The organism is Bacillus cereus, assembly GCF_015071065.1.
GTDB classification, from domain to species: Bacteria; Bacillota; Bacilli; order Bacillales; family Bacillaceae_G; genus Bacillus_A; species Bacillus_A cereus_BA.
Genome location: NZ_VOVA01000001.1, coordinates 446,884 through 463,598 on the forward strand (window position 1 = coordinate 446,884; position 16,715 = coordinate 463,598).

The window sequence follows — 16,715 nt, forward strand, 5'->3', positions numbered from 1 at the left end:
ATGCCACTCGGACATAAGGCTTTTTCTTATTTCAATTTATACACCATTGCTTCATATGGACGTAATGTAATGTTTTCCATCAATCCATTTTCCAAGTCATAGTTGTGTATTAATAGTTCTGATTCGCTATAAACAATATCCTCTGGCAATTCAAATACACATTCATCTGCAGTGAAGTTTGCAATCACCAGAAGCTTTTCTTCTCCATATGTTCTTACATAAGCAAAAATAGAAGGGTTATTTTCTAGTATTAAATCATATGTTCCATACACAACTATTTCATTGTTTTTACGTAACTCAATCAATTTTTTATAGTAATAAAAAATCGATTCTTCGTCTTGGATCGCCTGTTTCACATTAATCTCTTTGTAGTTAGGGTTTACCGCAATCCAAGGCTCACCCGTTGTGAATCCAGCATGTTCTCTATCGTCCCACTGCATCGGAGTTCTAGCATTATCTCGGCCCTTTATATAAATAGATTGCATCACTTTATCTTTATCTTCGCCGCGCTCTATAACTTTTTCTTTATACATATTTAGGGTTTCAATATCTCGGTATTCATCAATTGATTCAAATCGAACATTGGTCATTCCGATTTCTTCTCCTTGATAAATATATGGCGTTCCCTTCATCATATGAAGTACTGTCGCTAACATTTTCGCTGATTCAGTATGATAAGCCCCATCATTACCAAAACGAGATACAACGCGAGGCTGGTCATGGTTATTCCAATAAAGGCTATTCCATCCTGTTTGTTCTAATGCTTTTTGCCACTTTGTTAAATTTTGTTTCAAAGTAAGAAGTGAGCATGGTTTTACATCCCATTTCCCACCTTCTCCTGAATCTAAATCCATATGTTCAAATTGGAATACCATTTGTAGTTCGTTTCTAGCTTCTCCTGTATACAATTTAGCCTCTTCTGTCGTTACACCTGGCATTTCCCCAACCGTCATAACGTCATACTGAGACAATACCTCTTCATTCATTTCATGCAAATACTTATGAATGTTCGGACCGTTCATAAAATGTTTATGACCTGAAACATATCCTTCTTCATCTGTTTCAACAACTGGTAAACCTTCTTCTTTAGAAATAAAATTAATAACATCCATACGGAACCCATCAATTCCTTTTTCTAACCAAAACTTCATCATATCATAAACATCTTGTCTTACCTTTTCATTATCCCAGTTTAAATCTGGCTGTTTTTTAGAAAATAGATGTAAATAATATTCATCTGTCATTTCATCATATTGCCATGCAGATCCACTAAATGCTGCTCCCCAGTTATTCGGCTCTTTCCCTTCTTTTCCAGGGCGCCATATATAATAGTCTCTATATTTATTATCTTTCGATTTACATGATTCAATAAACCAATTATGTTCATCTGAAGTATGATTAACAACTAAGTCCATCATAAGTTTCATATTACGTTTATGCATTTCATGTAATAGTTCATCCCAATCTTCCATTGTTCCGAACTCGTTCATAATTTTACAATAATCACTTATATCGTAACCATTATCATCGTTTGGAGATTCATAGACTGGTGATAACCAAATTACATCAATACCTAATTCTTTTAAGTAATCTAGCTTTGAAATAATACCACGAAGATCACCTATACCATCACCATTACTATCCATAAAGCTACGAGGATAAATTTGATATACTACACTTTCTTTCCACCACTGTTTTTCCATTATGCTACCCCATTTCATCTATACTATTGATTCTTTTTTCTTTTTTTAAGGCGCAAACGTTTTCATTAATGAATGATAACAGATTCTATCCAAATTTAAAATAGCGCTTACAATATTTATTTTCTTTTTCTAATAAAACATGTAGAACTTATTATATATTCATAGGAATAATGAAAACGTTTTATTTTTTTATATTGTTTTTATTTCTTTTTTGAATCTATTCGTTTATAATAAATTCAAAGAAAACGTTTGCATAAACTTTCTAGGGGGAAATATCATGGCAGAACTTAAATTAGAAAATATTTATAAAATATATGATAATAACGTAACAGCCGTAACAGATTTTAATTTACACATTCAAGATAAAGAATTTATCGTATTCGTTGGTCCTTCTGGCTGTGGAAAATCTACAACACTACGAATGGTAGCTGGACTTGAAGATATTTCAAAAGGAGAATTTTCAATTGATGGTAAGCTAATGAACGATGTTCCTCCAAAAGATCGAGATATCGCAATGGTCTTCCAAAACTACGCTCTTTATCCACATATGAGTGTGTATGATAATATGGCATTTGGATTAAAACTTCGAAAAATACCGAAAGATGAAATCGACCGTCGAGTGAAACATGCAGCTCAAATTTTAGGGCTTGAACAATATTTAGATAGAAAACCGAAAGCTTTATCAGGTGGACAACGTCAACGTGTTGCATTAGGTAGAGCAATTGTTCGAGATGCAAAAGTCTTCTTAATGGATGAACCATTATCAAACTTAGACGCTAAACTACGTGTTGCAATGCGATCAGAAATTTCTAAATTACACCACCGCCTTGGCACAACGACAATTTATGTAACACATGATCAAACTGAAGCAATGACAATGGCTTCACGTCTTGTTGTTATGAAAGACGGCAAAATCCAACAAATTGGAACTCCAAAAGAAGTATATGAAACACCTGAAAATATTTTTGTCGGTGGTTTTATCGGTTCACCCGCAATGAATTTCTTCCGTGGAAAATTAACTGAAACCGATTTCGTTATAGACAGTTCACTAAAGATTAAAGTATCTGAAGGAAAAATGAAGTTATTACGCGAACAAGGCTATGTAAATAAAGAAATTGTTTTAGGTATTCGTCCAGAAGATATTCATGATGAACTATTATTTTTAGAAGCTTCACACTCTACTACTTTCACAACAAAAATTGAAGTTGCAGAGTTGTTAGGGGCTGAATCCATTATATATATGAAACTTGGAAATCAAGATTTTGCAGCACGTGTTGATGCAAGACATACTTTTTCACCTGGTGACCAAATTAAACTTGCTTTTGATATGAATAAAGCACATTTCTTTGATAGCCAAACCGAACAACGTATTCGTTAAAACATAAAGTTCTATTATAGAACATACAAAAAAACCGTCCACATATATACTGAGGGCGGTTTTCCATTATTATACTAGGGCTTCTATTGTATGAAATGATTGTCCTCTCGTGCTAATAATACCGAAAACTGGTAAATCGCTAAGCACCACTTCTTCTTGCTGTTTCATAAAAGATGACGTTAATTGTTTTATCTCTATCCAAACGTCATTAATACAAAGTACATTGGAATCGTTCTCTTGTTGGCGAGAAAAAATAGAATCTATTTTATATAGACCAGCATTTTGAAAAAGCATATCAACACGACTATATGCCTCCATAGCAAAACTGATAACACGTTGCCAATCTCCTTTTTTCCCCATATCGTAGGATATAAAAAGTGCCTCTCCGCCTAGATTCGTAATTTCCTCGGCTGTTGCTTGTCCACTTTCTTGATCAATGTCCGTCACAATTACTTTTGCGCCTTGCTTAGCCAACAAAAGAGCTGTACTACGTCCAATACCGATGCCACCACCAGTTACAATGGCAACCTTTCCTGCAAGCTTCATTTTCATTACCCCTTCTATAAGTCTTACCGTCATTCAGTATACTCTTTTATTAGATTAGTCCGCAAGCAGGAAAAGCTAACTCGACAACTTGTAAGCGATTACTTTTTTGATTCTTTTTTTTTCTTACTTTTATATTGATCGAAGGTTAAACCAATAAAAATAAGAATTCCCCAAAATATTAAGCTACCTCCAGTCATTCCAAATCCCCCTTTGTTATATAACAATATTATTTATATCCATTATACCATTATCTTAATCTTCAATCTATTTAAATGAAAATAGGATGTTTGAATTAGCTACCGCTTCTTTAAACATCCTTCAGTAATATGGAGGGTACTATATGGGAGATGTCCGCCCTATATACATTCCATTATATCAATTCCGTTTATCGAATTTTGTAAAAAAAATAAGACTTTTTATATACAAACAATAAAAAGTCTTATTTCATTAGTAGCACGTATAATCTAAATATTACTTATACAAGACTCATCACTTTCGTCTTTGCAATTAAATCATGAAAGCCACAATTATCTTTGCGGAATAACATCATATATACATTGCATATTAATGGAACTCCCAGTAATAATATGCTTGGTAATAATAATACCAAAAATCGTATTATTAATGTTTGTAACGTTAGCTTTTCACTTGTTAACGAGATTATTTTTGTTCTTGTTACCTTTTTACCAAGTGTAGAACCGTTCCAAAGAAAAGGTAACACAATAAAATTTATAGCCATTAATACGACAACAAGTGTAAGGTCATATCTATAGTCACCTAAACTTATATTAAAACGATTGAAAATAGCACTATAGTTTCCGGTAATAATAGCTACTACTGCACCGTACGTAACCGAGATTAAAAACATGTCAATAAGGGAAGCACCTATGCGATTCATTACAAGCGCTGGACGATGCATCTTTAACTTCATTTTGTGTCGACTCCTTCATATCCTTCTTTACCCGTTTCATCGTACCACTTCTAAAAAACATTGTAAACTGGCGTTTCGCTTACTTTTCTTGTACAATGTGTTACAACAGCATTGTGAAGGAGGTTCCCATATTGAAAAGATGGATAATCCTATTTGCCGCACTCTTATTAACAGGTTGTACAGGCAATACAAACCATTTAACCTATACAATTAACGATGAATATGAACTCATTCATACTTCTGGAGATGCATTTGAACTTTTCCCATCGCAGGATGCTGTATATGCTACACAATACATCCCTGCAAAAATTACAGAAATCGCTTGGGACGATAAATACATTATCACAAAACAAATTGAGGAAAAATCAGATCCAAATAATCCTGACGCAGCAATTACAAATAAAAAAAGTGAACATTATTGGATTATCGATGTAAAGCATAATAAACGATTCGGTCCTTATAATGAAAAACAATTTAACGAGCAAAAAGATGCTTTTAAAATTACAGTACCTTTTCAAAGTGTAGATTCATATGTGAAGGAGCTAAAAAAACAGTCAGCATAACTTTTTATGCTGACTGTTTTCGTTTAAATATACACCTTACTTGGAAAGTGAGATATTGAAAGTTTGCGGCTCTTTAACAGCTTCATGAGTATCTCCTGCTGCTAAATCATCTGTTGTAAACTTGATATCCTTTATCTTCTCTTTTCCATCATCGAGTATTAAACCGATAATTCCTTCTCGTGTCTCACCAGGCTTATAATCTTCCCTTGATACACTCTTTGTACCTACGAGTGTGTCTTCTTCATATAAAAAGTTTTGAGTTGCTACATTAAAATGCTGTTTGTCATTTATAGTAACATCATTCATAGAGAAAAATTGCATATTTTTAGCTCCACTATTTTCTACCTTATATGTAATTTCAACATACCGAATCGTATCGCTAATCTCTGTTCCACTTAACGATGCATATAATTCAGCATCTTCTTGACTCACTTTATCTCCCAATCTACGCTTTACTTCTTCAGGAGTTAATGCAGTATACACTTTCAATGTATTTTTTGCATCTTTGCTCATTTGTGATAATGAGATAACTTTAACGTCTTGTACGTGAATTTTCATTGGGGCTACTTCAAATGTCTGGTTCACAGAATGAACTTGTTCTAATTCAAATGTCCCCCATCCTTTTTCTTTCACTTTTTGTCCTACTTTTTTAAGCTCACGCCCACCATACTCTTTTGTTTCTGGAATAGATTCTTTCTTTTTGGGTTCTGCCTTCTTTTCTTCTTGATGGAAGCAACCACTTAACATAAGAAGAAAACTACATAAAACAAAAATACTTTTCCATGCTTTCATCATTTAATTTCTCCTAACACTATCATTCATTAAAATATATTAGTCCCTTGTTTTGTAAACTATAGAAACAATAAGAAGTCCACAAAACGAACTTGTCAGTCCAGATACTATTATACCTCCTATTTGGAAAATATGAAAATAGGGGTCTAATAACGCGTGAACGATAAATATAGTGGCTGCCACAACGATGGATGAAGCCCAATATTTCCTTTTTTTCGAAGCTAAACTAGTATCTTTATCAGTTTCCCCCCTATATTTCCATAGTACATACATTAGTAATAGTAGACCAAAACATGTACTCCCATGCTGTAAAAATTTATAAATCGGAATACTATATACTTCTTGCTGTAACAGCGGCATTTCCATAACAAAATAGCCTGTCTTATGAGTAAAAGCATCCCAAACGACATGCGTCACCATACCGAATAAAGCAGAATAGCAAAATACAAAAAAATCCTTCCAAGTATACAGCCCCCACTTCTCATCTACTACATATTTATAGTAACTGGAAAAAGGCTTAGGTAAATGTGTTATAAACGGTCCTTTTAAAATACGATGATATGCATATGCTAATAAAAAAACGAGTGGTAAATTCAAATAGAAGAAGCCAGCCCATGTATGGCCAATCATACCGTATGGCCTAAAATATAAAAAATATTCAAAATCAGGTGCCATACTACCTAATATAAGAGCCGTCACTGAAATATAACTAGACTGTTTCTTAGCAAAAGGGAGAACAGCTGCTGGATGTGCAAATGTAAACGGCATATTTTAACTCCTTTTCATAATTTCAATAGAATACATACTATCATAACGACATGAATAATCTCCATGCAATATTTATTTTCACATTGGAATATGATAGTTTACATGTTATAATCCACAGAAAATAAGGAGGAGTTCATGTATCGTTAACACTTTTCTTTTTTCTTATTCTTTCTATTCTTTTAATAAGTACGTACATAGGATTTTTTCAATGGAAGCACTTAAAAAATATAAAATATACGCCTACTCTAGTTGGCTTTATAAGCGTTCTTTTCATTTTTATATGGAAGAGAATGACTTTCAGATGGGAAGGTCTCGGTTTTGGCGCACTTCAATATACATTATTATCCCGCTATTTGCTGGCAGTAAGACTCCCACCTCAAAATTCGGCTGGAGCGAAGAAGTTAGGTGGGAGCCCTGCTGCCCGTAAACGCCCGATTGGTGAAGGCTAATAATCAGTGGGGGATGAACAAAACCCCCACTGATTATTAGCAAGTTGTCTTACACTTGTATTCGCTGCTTTTTTAGAAACAAAATCCTTTATGAATTGAGGTTTATATATTGATTGACGTACCCTTTTTAAAAAGTGTCACATTAAAAAAAGAAAGCATCCCTAGTTTTTCCGCATATCCTTACTGTTTACCCGCTATTCGAACATTACAATCACTCGATTTCCACCCAAATGTAACATTCATAATTGGAGAAAATGGGACGGGTAAATCAACATTACTCGAAGGAATTGCAGTTGCTTTAGGTTTTAATGCAGAGGGAGGAACGAAGAATTTCCGTTTTAACACATACGATTCACACTCATCTTTACATGAATACATTCGAATTTCAAAAAGTTTTAATATACCAAAAGACGGCTTCTTTCTTCGCGCTGAATCTTTTTATAATGTTGCTTCTTACATTGATGAAATGGATAACGATCGAGAAGGACTTGGGGAAAAAATTATTAATTCCTATGGTGGTATCTCACTACACAAACAATCCCATGGTGAATCATTCTTCTCATTATTTATGAACCGCTTTTCAGGACAAGGTTTATACATTTTAGATGAGCCTGAGGCTGCTTTATCACCGATGAGGCAACTTTCAATGCTCATTCGCATGCACGAGCTAGCTGAACAAGGTTCACAGTTTGTTATCGCAACGCATTCTCCCATTTTAATGGCTTATCCTGAATCTACTATATACTCTTTAACTCAAGAAGGGATTCACGAATCAACATTAGAAGAAACGGAGCATTACCAAACAACGAAACTTTTCTTTGAAAATCGCAATCGATTATTTCATCACTTATTTGAGTCATAAAAAAAGAGGCAGCAATCGCTGCCTCTTTTTTATAATGCTTCTATAAATAAGGCTACTCCAATACCGCCTCCAACGCATAGAGAAGCAATACCTTTCTCTAATCCACGTCTTTTTAATTCGTGAATTAAACTTACCGTAATACGAGCTCCTGTACAACCAATTGGATGTCCAAGTCCTACACCACTACCGTTTACATTCACTTTCTCACGGTCTAACCCTAATTCTTTCTCTACAGCTAAATATTGTGCAGCGAAAGCTTCATTAATTTCAAGTAAATCTGCATCTTCTAATGACCAATCTACTTTTTCTAATCCTTTGCGAATTGCTGGTGCTGGTCCAATACCCATAATTTTCGGATCTACACCCGCTACTGAATATCCAACAATTCGGGCTAACGGTTGTAAGCCTTTTTCTTTTGCTTTTTCTTCGCTCATTAATACTAGAACTGCACTTCCGTCATTAAGACCAGATGAATTCCCTGCAGTTACTGATCCGTCTTTACGGAAAGCTGGTTTTAATCCTGCTAATTTTTCAGCTGTAATATCTGCACGTGGATGTTCATCCTTCGCAAATACAACTTCTTTTCTACGTTCTTTTATCGTAATAGGAACAATTTGATCGTCAAAGTATCCAGACTCCATCGCTTGCAGCGCTAATGTATGACTACGAAGTGCAACTTCATCTTGTTCCTCTCTTGTAATTTCATATTGTTCAACTAAATTTTCCGCTGTTTCACCCATCATAATATGGTGAGTCGGATCTTCTAAAACTTCCCACACCGTATCACGAATTTCTCCGTGCTGTAGACGTTGTCCCCATCGGTGTTGTTTTAATGCATAAGGGCTCGAGCTCATTGCTTCTACTCCACCTGCAACAACAATATCACTTACACCTAATTGGATTTGCATTGCAGCAGACATAATTGCTTGCATACCTGAAGAACATTGACGTTGAATTGTATAACCAGTAACTGTGTCAGGAAATCCTGCCGCTAATGCAGCTGTTCTTGCCGTATTTGCTTCATCAGTTCTTTGAATACAATGACCTAAAATTACTTCGTCAACTTCATGTGGCTCTACTCCGCCTCTTTTTACAGCTTCCTGAAGTACAGGAACAGCTAATTCTACTGGTGTTATATTTTTTAGTGCTCCTCCGAAAGTTCCAATTGGTGAACGAACTGCAGCTGTAATGACAACATTATGCATTTTGTACTTGCCCCTCTCTTATGTACCCTAGTAAGTTTTTAGATGGAATTCCATAAGATGTATGTCTACAGTTATCATACTATAAACATACCAAAAAATCAAAATATTTAATATAATAAAAATAGAAGGAATTAACCTTCTATTCTGTCAATGCATATAAAAATTTTTGTAATATCTTCTCTGTCGTTTCATTCAATTTCGGTAACTTATCTACTGGAAAATATTGAAGTTGTAACCCTTCATGATCGAGCTTTAATTCTCCGCTTACATGATGTGCCTGATACAGATGAATCACATTAAAAATTTCATCTCCATTTGGATAACGGAAATAAACTTCCTTTCCTGAAAGAACGCCAAGAAATTGCATTATTTTTGCACTTAGCCCGGTCTCCTCGAATAATTCTCTACGAGCAGTTTCTTCTGTCGTTTCTCCCAGTTCCATTGCCCCGCCAGGCACACCCCAATCATATGTATCTGAACGATATTGAAGCAATACCTCTTGATTATCATTTAGTATAATAATTGCTGACCCTACTAAAATAAGTGGTCTCGTACCAACTACTTTGCGTAACTCTTCAATATACCCCAATATGTAAACTCTCCTTTCCTCACCCTTCCTTATCATAACAAAATTCTCTTCCTTTTGTTGATGTAATTCTCAATAAAAAAAGGAAGCTTCTGCTTCCTTTTTTTACCGTTATCCCGATTGGTGAAGGCTAATAATCAGTGGGACATGGACAAACCCCCCACTGATTAAAGTTTCACTTTATTTCTTAAAGCTTTCGTATTTTACAGCTTCAAAAGCCTCTTCAATTTCCTCATTGCGATAATGGACATATGTAAAACGCCCTAATTCTACTAATCTAGCTATTTCTTGCAATGCTTTATGCTGATCATATATTTCTTCAATTGTAATATGTACATAAAATTTCATTAATGGATGTTCATATAAAGGTTCTCCCACCTCTACATATACATCTTCAACCCCTTGTACAACTCTTACATAGCTCGCAAATTGATAAAGAGCTTCTCTGTCTGAAACGATTTTTAATGTATACATATATTCTCCCCCTTTTCTTTACTATATCAAAAAGCAGACCATACTACGTTATAGAACTATGAAATTTTTTCGACTTGTATTATATATATTCGTGCGATAAACAAGGCGTTTATCCATACATAGAATCTTTCCCCACATATATTATAGGAAGAATTTTTTTATTTGAGGTGTTCCTTATGGATTCATACGTTAATATATGTGTTTGCATTACTCCAGGCGCCGATATTTCTGACGATCGTATTGCAAAAGATTTAGCGGTTGCAGAATCAATTTGGCATCCCATTACATTTAAAATTAAAGAAGTAATTGTACTAAACGAGCTTTTCCGTTTTTCTAATCGGGAAATTAGTTATAAAAACTCCATTCAAAGTCAGGAAAAATTATCATCTTTTTTTCAAACTTGTGTTAACGAAGCTCCTGAATGCGACCTTTATATTTGTTATATTGGTAGTGATTATTTCAAAGAAACCGCAGTAATCGCTTGCGCTTACTCTCTAGCGAAACAACAGCAACTTACTGGTTACATCGTTTTAACAAACTCAGCTGCTCCAATGAAAAATATATACACCCTCGCTCACGAAATTGGTCATATTTTATTTACAAGACGAATTCATGGAAAACTCACGCACGCAGACCCTCATTCTCCAACCGGTTCTGAACATCATCCTTCTCCATCAAACCTTATGTACCCTATAGTCCCCCGTCCTGATCAAGTTCACATCAATTCATTATTAACAAATGAACAAAAAGGGCTCTCTTTACAAAGTCCTTTATTACAAAGAAAAAAACAGTAACGATATTGTTACTGTTTAAAACAACATATTCCAATCAACAAGCCAAATACCGGCTGCGAGAAATAAAAATATACAACTAAAAGTAAATGTAATCCCTCTAAAAATCCCTATATAATATTTCTTTGGAAATACTTTTTTGCATATCCAGAGCAGCCCTTTTCCTATTAAACCGAAGAACAAAATATATCCTGATGTATCATCTAATAAAGTATTAAAATATTCATCATGTATTCTTTTGGTGAAAGCAGTATAGATCCCTAAAATTGCTAATCCTAGAAACATAATGGTTAATATACATATAATCATTATTTGCATATGAATGCCCTTTTTTCTAATTTTTCGTGAATTTTTAAAAGCATATAAATAACGACTAAAAAAACTATTTGGTGTATATACATTCCTATAATACCTGATAAATCTAACATTACAAATATACATTCTAATGCAATTGGAACAAGCAAATAGAACAAAGTAAACCAACCACCAAATTTAATATTTATAACGGCTGCGCTCAGAAATACAATACCTACAAGACCAAAGCTTTCTATAGCAGTAAATTGAATAAACGTTGTGCCATAAAAGCTATTTAGTAATGCAATACTGAAAATTGATAAAAACCATAGCACACTAGTTATATACATAATAATAAGTTCAGTTCTTTTCCGCTTAAACGCCGCTGTTCTCATGCCCACTATTAATATGCCAATCCCTACAAAAGTCATAATTGGATATCCGATTAATTCAATTAGAGAATAAGATAAACGATGATCTAATTCGCTAAAAAATACGCTTTTCATCATCGTAAACGCTAATACATTTACAATAAAATAAATCAATAATTTATAATTCCCTTTCTTATCTACATCCATCTCTTTTGCAAGCTGATCTGCATATGTCTTTGGAGAATTACCAAATATGTCATCTACTGTTTTCCCTTTCTTTTCTCCTTCTATTAAATGAAGCTCTGCATCTTCTAAAAAGGCAATAATATCAGATTCGCTAATTCCCTTTACTCGTAAATACGCTCGTGTTTCTTCTATAAATCTTTGAGATTCCTTTGTGAGCATTATAACCCCTCCCTTATTTAACCGTCTCTCTTCTATTCGTCCTCATCATAATTTCAAGGAAAATTAAAATAAACAAACTTCCGTATAAACATATAATTTGAAATAACATTGGTACGAGGTCTTCTGATGTAAATGTTTTAAACACTAACATAATAGAAAGCGGAATGATTAAATATAAGTTTTTAAACCATCCTTCAAAATACATATTTATCGCTACTGTGATAATAAAAATCCCACCACCTAATATATAACTTTGCACTTGGGTAAATGTAATCATCTTTGTAGGATATATTACATCCAATATCGTAACCGCTCCTAATAAAAACATTGGCGCTATCATGACTAAAAACCACATTGAAAACCATGTTTTTGTAAAACTTGCTACAAAGGTCATTTTACGAAGTAGAAAATTAGGACCCATTACAGCTAAAATCAATGTAAAACTATATCCAATGCACTGAATAAGTGAAATCTGTAAAACTCCATTATTCACTATTACAATAGAAGCAATAATCCAAAACGCAACGATATTCATTACCGTAAAACCAATTTGCTTCCACGTTTCCTGTCTATCCTTTTCCATCACTTTTACAAGTTCATTTGCATATTCTTTCGGTGAGCTTCCAAAAATATCTTCTACACTTTTCCCTTCACTCTCACCTTCAATTAAATGGAGTTCTGCATCTTCTAAAAAGCTTTCAATGTCACTTTCTTTCACACCTTTTGCAGTCAAAAATAGGCGCATATCTAATAAGAACTGTCTTGCTTCATTGGATATCATTATTTTCTTCTCCCCTTCCCTTCAAGTAGACGCTCTACACTACTTTGCAGCGCTTCCCAGCGATCCATAAATTCATCCAGTGCTTCCTCGCCTTTTTCTGTTAATGTATAATATTTTCGTTTTGGGCCAGATGGAGATTCCTTCATTACACTTGTTATTAATCCTTCCTTTTGCATTCGTATTAATAACGGATAAATACTTCCCTCACTCGCCATTGTGAAACCATATTTCGCTAGTTTTTCACTCATTTCATAACCATATATTTCACCTTCAGAAATAATAGCAAGTAAGCAACCTTCTAAAATCCCTTTCAACATTTGACTTGTCGACATATTTCAAATCCTCCCACTATCTTGTTTTACAAGATAGGTAAGTGTAAGTATCTTGCTTTACAAAATAGTATAGCAAAGACTATTTTGTAAAACAAGATAGCTAACAATATTTTTTCCAAATGTTTGCAGGGATTTCATTATCTCCTCTCTAAATAGAGCAATAAGAGAATTTTTATATAAAGGAGTGTTTTTCATCATGGTTACAAATCGAGTTGTCTTTTTAACCGGCGCTGCGAGTGGTATTGGTTATGAAATGGGGAACGCTTTTGCAAAAGAAGGCGCAAAAGTTGTTATTAGTGATCGTCTTGAAGATCGTGCGAAAGAAGCTGCTGAACAATTGCAAAAAGAAGGGTTTCAAGCTATCGGATTAAAATGTGACGTTACATCCGAAGAAGAACTTACCGCAGCAATTTCTCAAACAGTTAGTTATTTTGGTTCATTAGATGTATTGATTAACAATGCAGGAATGCAACATGTTTCACCAATTGAAGAATTTCCAACAGATAAGTTTGAACTTCTTATTAAAATTATGCAAATTGCTCCATTTATTGCGATCAAACATGCTTTTCCTATTATGAAAAAACAAAAATATGGCCGGATTATTAATATCGCTTCTATTAACGGTCTTGTTGGATTTGCTGGAAAGGCTGCTTATAATAGCGCGAAACATGGCGTAATCGGATTAACTAAAGTGGCTGCTTTAGAAGGAGCAACCCATGGAATTACTGTAAATGCTCTTTGTCCTGGTTATGTCGATACCCCTCTTGTACGTAATCAACTGCAGAATTTAGCTACTACACGAAATGTACCACTTGAAAATGTTTTAGAAGATGTTATTTATCCACTTGTACCACAAAGGCGCTTATTACAAGTACAAGAAATTGCTGATTATGCTATGTTTTTAGCGAGTGAAAAAGCTAAAGGTATAACTGGTCAAGCTGTCGTTATCGATGGTGGTTATACTGCTCAATAAAAAATAAAGTTTGCTCAAGAAGAGCAAACTTTATTTTTTATCACGAGGATCGTCGCACGTTAGTAATTGCTGTGGCAGTTTTTCTATTGCAACAGTTATCCCATCTAATTTACTTTCAATCCGATGGAGTAAATATAATGTTACAACAATTGGAAAGCCCACATTACCTATCATCCTGATCCACTCTTCCATCCCCCTCGCCTCCTTTCATTATATAAATAAGAGAAAAGAATACATTTAGGCATAAAAAAACAAGCTATTATTTATTAGCTTGTTTTTCAAATAATGATGCAATTTGTCGTTTATAATCTCTGCGTATAATACCTTTCTCAGTAATAATACCGGTAATTAATTCATTCGGTGTTACGTCAAATGCAGGATTATAAACGTCAGTTCCAATTGGCGCCACTTGTCTCCCAAAAATTTTCGTAACTTCTGTTTCATCTCTTTCTTCAATGACAATTTCAGCACCTGTTTGTTTCGTAGTATCAAATGTAGATAACGGTGCTGCAACGTAAAATGGGATACCAAAATACTTTGCTAATATAGCTAAATTTAGTGTTCCTATTTTATTAGCAGTATCACCGTTCTCAACGATTCGATCTGCCCCTACGATAATCGCATTAATTTCTTTCGTTCGAATTGCATGTGCTACAGTATTATCCGTAATAAGCGTTACATCAATGTCTGCTTGCTTCAATTCCCATGTCGTTAAACGACCACCTTGTAAAACCGGTCTCGTTTCACACGCATACGCATGTAAACGCACACCCTTCTCTTTCCCAATATAAAATGGGGCTAATGCTGTTCCATATCTAGTAGTTGCAATACTTCCAGCGTTACAAATTGTTAAAATTTTATCACCGTCTTTAAAACATGTTAAAGCATGTTCTCCAATACTTCGGCATACCTTTTCATCCTCTTGCTGAATACGAAGTGCTTCTTCTTCTAATATTTTTTGTGCTTCTTTTATTGTAGCAATCCCTCGTATAGCTTCTCTCATACGATCAATTGCCCAAAATAAATTGACTGCCGTCGGGCGTGATGTCCCTAAATAGTTACAATCTCTATTAAACTTCTTTTGAAATTCATCGATATTTGTAGCATCGTATTTCTTTGCCGCAAGCGCCAAACCAAACGCAGCCACAATTCCAATTGCAGGTGCTCCGCGTACTTCTAACATAATGATACTTTTCCATACATCTTCAACATTCGTTAATGTTTTGTATTCAGTGACATGCGGCAACTTTGTTTGGTTTAATACCGCAATGGCATCTCCTTTCCAACTTACAGATCTCGGAACAGTAATGATTGTACTCATGCCTTTACGCCTCCTGAAATTGTATGTTGAAATAATGTTCGGAACAGTTGTATATCTGCGCTCTTTGATTCATATTTCAATAGTTCTTTTCCTAAATAAAGTGCTTGTTTTTTAGCTTGAATTCTTCTTTCTTTATCTGATATTTCATCTAAATCTGCTACGTGTGCTAGACCAATTGTTCTACGAATAAGTTCACATCCAGCAAATCCAACAATATCACTAAAAATATTTTGCAAAATAATTGGTAACCATTGTTTCTCTTTCGTATATACTTCTACACCTTCTCCAATCCATAGCTTTGTAAAAGCTTCTACAAAATAACTCCATGTTTTCTCGATATGAAAAAATAGCACACTTCTTTTTTCCTCTTCACGCGATAACGCATTTAATAATAAATTTGCAATAAATTGACCAAGATCAAATCCAAATGGACCGTACGTTGCAAATTCTGGATCAATTATTTTCGTTTCAGAAGGCGATGAAAATATACTTCCAGTATGTAAATCCCCATGAATGAGCGCTTCTTTTCTCGTTAAAAACTTATACTTATACTGTGCTACTTTTAATTTTAAATTTTTGTCACTCCACAGTTCATCAACCGCTAGTTGTAACTCTGGCTCATAATCATTCGTATCGTAATGCCCAAACGGATCTGTAAACACTAAATCTTCTGTTATTTTGCTAAGGTCTGGATTTACAAATGTACCTTCTAGCACCCTTTTCTCTTCTGACTGTAAACCAAAATCTGAAGTATAAAATAAAACATATGCTAGAAAACGACCGATATGCTGAGATAAAAGCGGATATTCTTCTCCTTCTATTAATCCTTTTCTTGTAATTGTTAGTCTTGATAAGTCTTCTATTACTGTAACTGCTAACTCTTCATCATGACTGTACACTACCGGAACATAATCCGGTACATACTTCGCAAAAATTTGCAGTGCTTTACTTTCAATCGTTGCTCTTTTTATAGACAACGGCCAGCTCTCACCAACTACTTTCGCATATGGAAGTGCTTGTTTTATTATAATTGATTTCTCTCCATCATCTAATTTGAACACGTAATTTAAGTTTCCATCTCCAATTTCATGACAAACTACATTCGCTTTCTTTTCAAAATAGCCATGTTCTTTCGCATAATGTACAGCTGTTACTTCTGTTAATGAATAATATCCCATCTTCTTTTCCTC

At 34.4% G+C, this 16,715-nt stretch carries 22 protein-coding genes; 6 read left to right on the forward strand and 16 right to left on the reverse strand.

Features of this window, described 5'->3' with window-relative positions; genetic code table 11:
• Positions 1-26: 26 nt before the first annotated feature.
• The gene (gene malL / locus FT637_RS02220; RefSeq protein ID WP_193644960.1) at positions 27-1,703 is read right to left on the reverse strand and encodes an oligo-1,6-glucosidase; all 1,677 of its coding nucleotides are present in this window, start codon (positions 1,701-1,703) and stop codon (positions 27-29) included.
• 277 nt (positions 1,704-1,980) lie between these two features.
• Between malL and FT637_RS02225 the strand changes: the two genes are divergently transcribed.
• The gene (locus tag FT637_RS02225) at positions 1,981-3,081 is read left to right on the forward strand and encodes an ABC transporter ATP-binding protein (protein ID WP_193644961.1); all 1,101 of its coding nucleotides are present in this window, start codon (positions 1,981-1,983) and stop codon (positions 3,079-3,081) included.
• Positions 3,082-3,150: 69 nt separating this feature from the next.
• Here FT637_RS02225 and FT637_RS02230 read toward each other — a convergent pair whose 3' ends face one another.
• The 3 genes from FT637_RS02230 to FT637_RS02240 form a co-directional block, all read right to left on the reverse strand.
• Positions 3,151-3,660: an SDR family NAD(P)-dependent oxidoreductase gene (locus FT637_RS02230; protein ID WP_193644962.1), complete on the reverse strand. Its 510-nt coding sequence runs from the start codon at positions 3,658-3,660 to the stop codon at positions 3,151-3,153.
• A gap of 65 nt (positions 3,661-3,725) precedes the next feature.
• Positions 3,726-3,824 (reverse strand): flagellar motor protein, encoded by a 99-nt coding sequence (locus tag FT637_RS02235; RefSeq protein ID WP_193644963.1) that lies wholly within the window; start codon positions 3,822-3,824, stop codon positions 3,726-3,728.
• Between the two features lie 278 nt (positions 3,825-4,102).
• Positions 4,103-4,558, reverse strand: coding sequence for an RDD family protein (locus tag FT637_RS02240; RefSeq protein WP_193644964.1), 456 nt, complete (start codon positions 4,556-4,558; stop codon positions 4,103-4,105).
• Between the two features lie 131 nt (positions 4,559-4,689).
• Here FT637_RS02240 and FT637_RS02245 point away from each other — a divergent pair, with 131 nt between their 5' ends.
• Positions 4,690-5,121 (forward strand): DUF3997 domain-containing protein, encoded by a 432-nt coding sequence (locus FT637_RS02245; protein ID WP_002033805.1) that lies wholly within the window; start codon positions 4,690-4,692, stop codon positions 5,119-5,121.
• Between the two features lie 36 nt (positions 5,122-5,157).
• Here FT637_RS02245 and FT637_RS02250 read toward each other — a convergent pair whose 3' ends face one another.
• Together FT637_RS02250 and FT637_RS02255 are read right to left on the reverse strand one after the other, a co-directional pair.
• A complete protein-coding gene (locus tag FT637_RS02250; protein WP_193644965.1) occupies positions 5,158-5,916 on the reverse strand; it encodes a hypothetical protein in 759 nt (252 codons plus the stop codon).
• Positions 5,917-5,952: 36 nt separating this feature from the next.
• On the reverse strand, positions 5,953-6,681 hold the full coding sequence (locus FT637_RS02255; protein WP_193644966.1) for a DUF4184 family protein: 729 nt from the start codon (positions 6,679-6,681) through the stop codon (positions 5,953-5,955).
• 164 nt (positions 6,682-6,845) lie between these two features.
• Here FT637_RS02255 and FT637_RS30410 point away from each other — a divergent pair, with 164 nt between their 5' ends.
• Positions 6,846-7,130, forward strand: coding sequence for a hypothetical protein (locus FT637_RS30410; protein ID WP_319805940.1), 285 nt, complete (start codon positions 6,846-6,848; stop codon positions 7,128-7,130).
• A gap of 109 nt (positions 7,131-7,239) precedes the next feature.
• Complete coding sequence (locus tag FT637_RS02265) at positions 7,240-7,992, forward strand: AAA family ATPase (RefSeq protein ID WP_193644968.1); 753 nt, start codon at positions 7,240-7,242, stop codon at positions 7,990-7,992.
• 29 nt (positions 7,993-8,021) lie between these two features.
• Here the strand turns inward: FT637_RS02265 and FT637_RS02270 are convergent, their stop codons facing one another.
• The 3 genes from FT637_RS02270 to FT637_RS02280 all read right to left on the reverse strand — a co-directional run bounded on the left by FT637_RS02270 (position 8,022) and on the right by FT637_RS02280 (position 10,257).
• The gene (locus tag FT637_RS02270) at positions 8,022-9,197 is read right to left on the reverse strand and encodes an acetyl-CoA C-acetyltransferase (protein WP_193644969.1); all 1,176 of its coding nucleotides are present in this window, start codon (positions 9,195-9,197) and stop codon (positions 8,022-8,024) included.
• 139 nt (positions 9,198-9,336) lie between these two features.
• A complete protein-coding gene (locus FT637_RS02275) occupies positions 9,337-9,786 on the reverse strand; it encodes an NUDIX hydrolase (RefSeq protein ID WP_002145954.1) in 450 nt (149 codons plus the stop codon).
• Between the two features lie 177 nt (positions 9,787-9,963).
• Positions 9,964-10,257, reverse strand: coding sequence for a DUF3928 family protein (locus FT637_RS02280; protein ID WP_193644970.1), 294 nt, complete (start codon positions 10,255-10,257; stop codon positions 9,964-9,966).
• Positions 10,258-10,433: 176 nt separating this feature from the next.
• Here FT637_RS02280 and FT637_RS02285 point away from each other — a divergent pair, with 176 nt between their 5' ends.
• Positions 10,434-11,051 carry an ImmA/IrrE family metallo-endopeptidase gene (locus FT637_RS02285; RefSeq protein WP_193644971.1) on the forward strand — a complete coding sequence of 206 codons (618 nt, stop codon included), beginning with the start codon at positions 10,434-10,436 and terminating at the stop codon, positions 11,049-11,051.
• Positions 11,052-11,066: 15 nt separating this feature from the next.
• Here FT637_RS02285 and FT637_RS02290 read toward each other — a convergent pair whose 3' ends face one another.
• Genes FT637_RS02290 through FT637_RS02305 form a run of 4 tightly spaced genes read right to left on the reverse strand, consistent with a single transcriptional unit; the run spans position 11,067 to position 13,231 of the window.
• Entirely contained in the window at positions 11,067-11,366 is a 300-nt protein-coding gene (locus FT637_RS02290) for a DNA-binding protein (protein ID WP_193644972.1), read from the reverse strand.
• A complete protein-coding gene (locus tag FT637_RS02295) occupies positions 11,357-12,118 on the reverse strand; it encodes a DUF1129 domain-containing protein (protein WP_193644973.1) in 762 nt (253 codons plus the stop codon). Before FT637_RS02295 ends, FT637_RS02290 begins: the two co-directional genes overlap by 10 nt.
• A 13-nt stretch (positions 12,119-12,131) precedes the next feature.
• Positions 12,132-12,899, reverse strand: a complete 768-nt coding sequence (locus FT637_RS02300) for a DUF1129 domain-containing protein (RefSeq protein WP_193644974.1) — start codon at positions 12,897-12,899, stop codon at positions 12,132-12,134.
• On the reverse strand, positions 12,899-13,231 hold the full coding sequence (locus FT637_RS02305) for a PadR family transcriptional regulator (protein ID WP_193644975.1): 333 nt from the start codon (positions 13,229-13,231) through the stop codon (positions 12,899-12,901). Before FT637_RS02305 ends, FT637_RS02300 begins: the two co-directional genes overlap by 1 nt.
• A 196-nt stretch (positions 13,232-13,427) precedes the next feature.
• Between FT637_RS02305 and FT637_RS02310 the strand changes: the two genes are divergently transcribed.
• Entirely contained in the window at positions 13,428-14,204 is a 777-nt protein-coding gene (locus FT637_RS02310; RefSeq protein WP_193644976.1) for a 3-hydroxybutyrate dehydrogenase, read from the forward strand.
• A gap of 30 nt (positions 14,205-14,234) precedes the next feature.
• Here FT637_RS02310 and FT637_RS02315 read toward each other — a convergent pair whose 3' ends face one another.
• The 3 genes from FT637_RS02315 to mtnK form a co-directional block, all read right to left on the reverse strand.
• Entirely contained in the window at positions 14,235-14,396 is a 162-nt protein-coding gene (locus FT637_RS02315) for a YvrJ family protein (protein WP_193644977.1), read from the reverse strand.
• Positions 14,397-14,463: 67 nt separating this feature from the next.
• Positions 14,464-15,525, reverse strand: coding sequence for an S-methyl-5-thioribose-1-phosphate isomerase (mtnA, locus tag FT637_RS02320; RefSeq protein ID WP_193644978.1), 1,062 nt, complete (start codon positions 15,523-15,525; stop codon positions 14,464-14,466).
• The gene (mtnK, locus tag FT637_RS02325) at positions 15,522-16,703 is read right to left on the reverse strand and encodes an S-methyl-5-thioribose kinase (RefSeq protein ID WP_193644979.1); all 1,182 of its coding nucleotides are present in this window, start codon (positions 16,701-16,703) and stop codon (positions 15,522-15,524) included. Before mtnK ends, mtnA begins: the two co-directional genes overlap by 4 nt.
• Between the last annotated feature and the right edge of the window lie 12 nt (positions 16,704-16,715).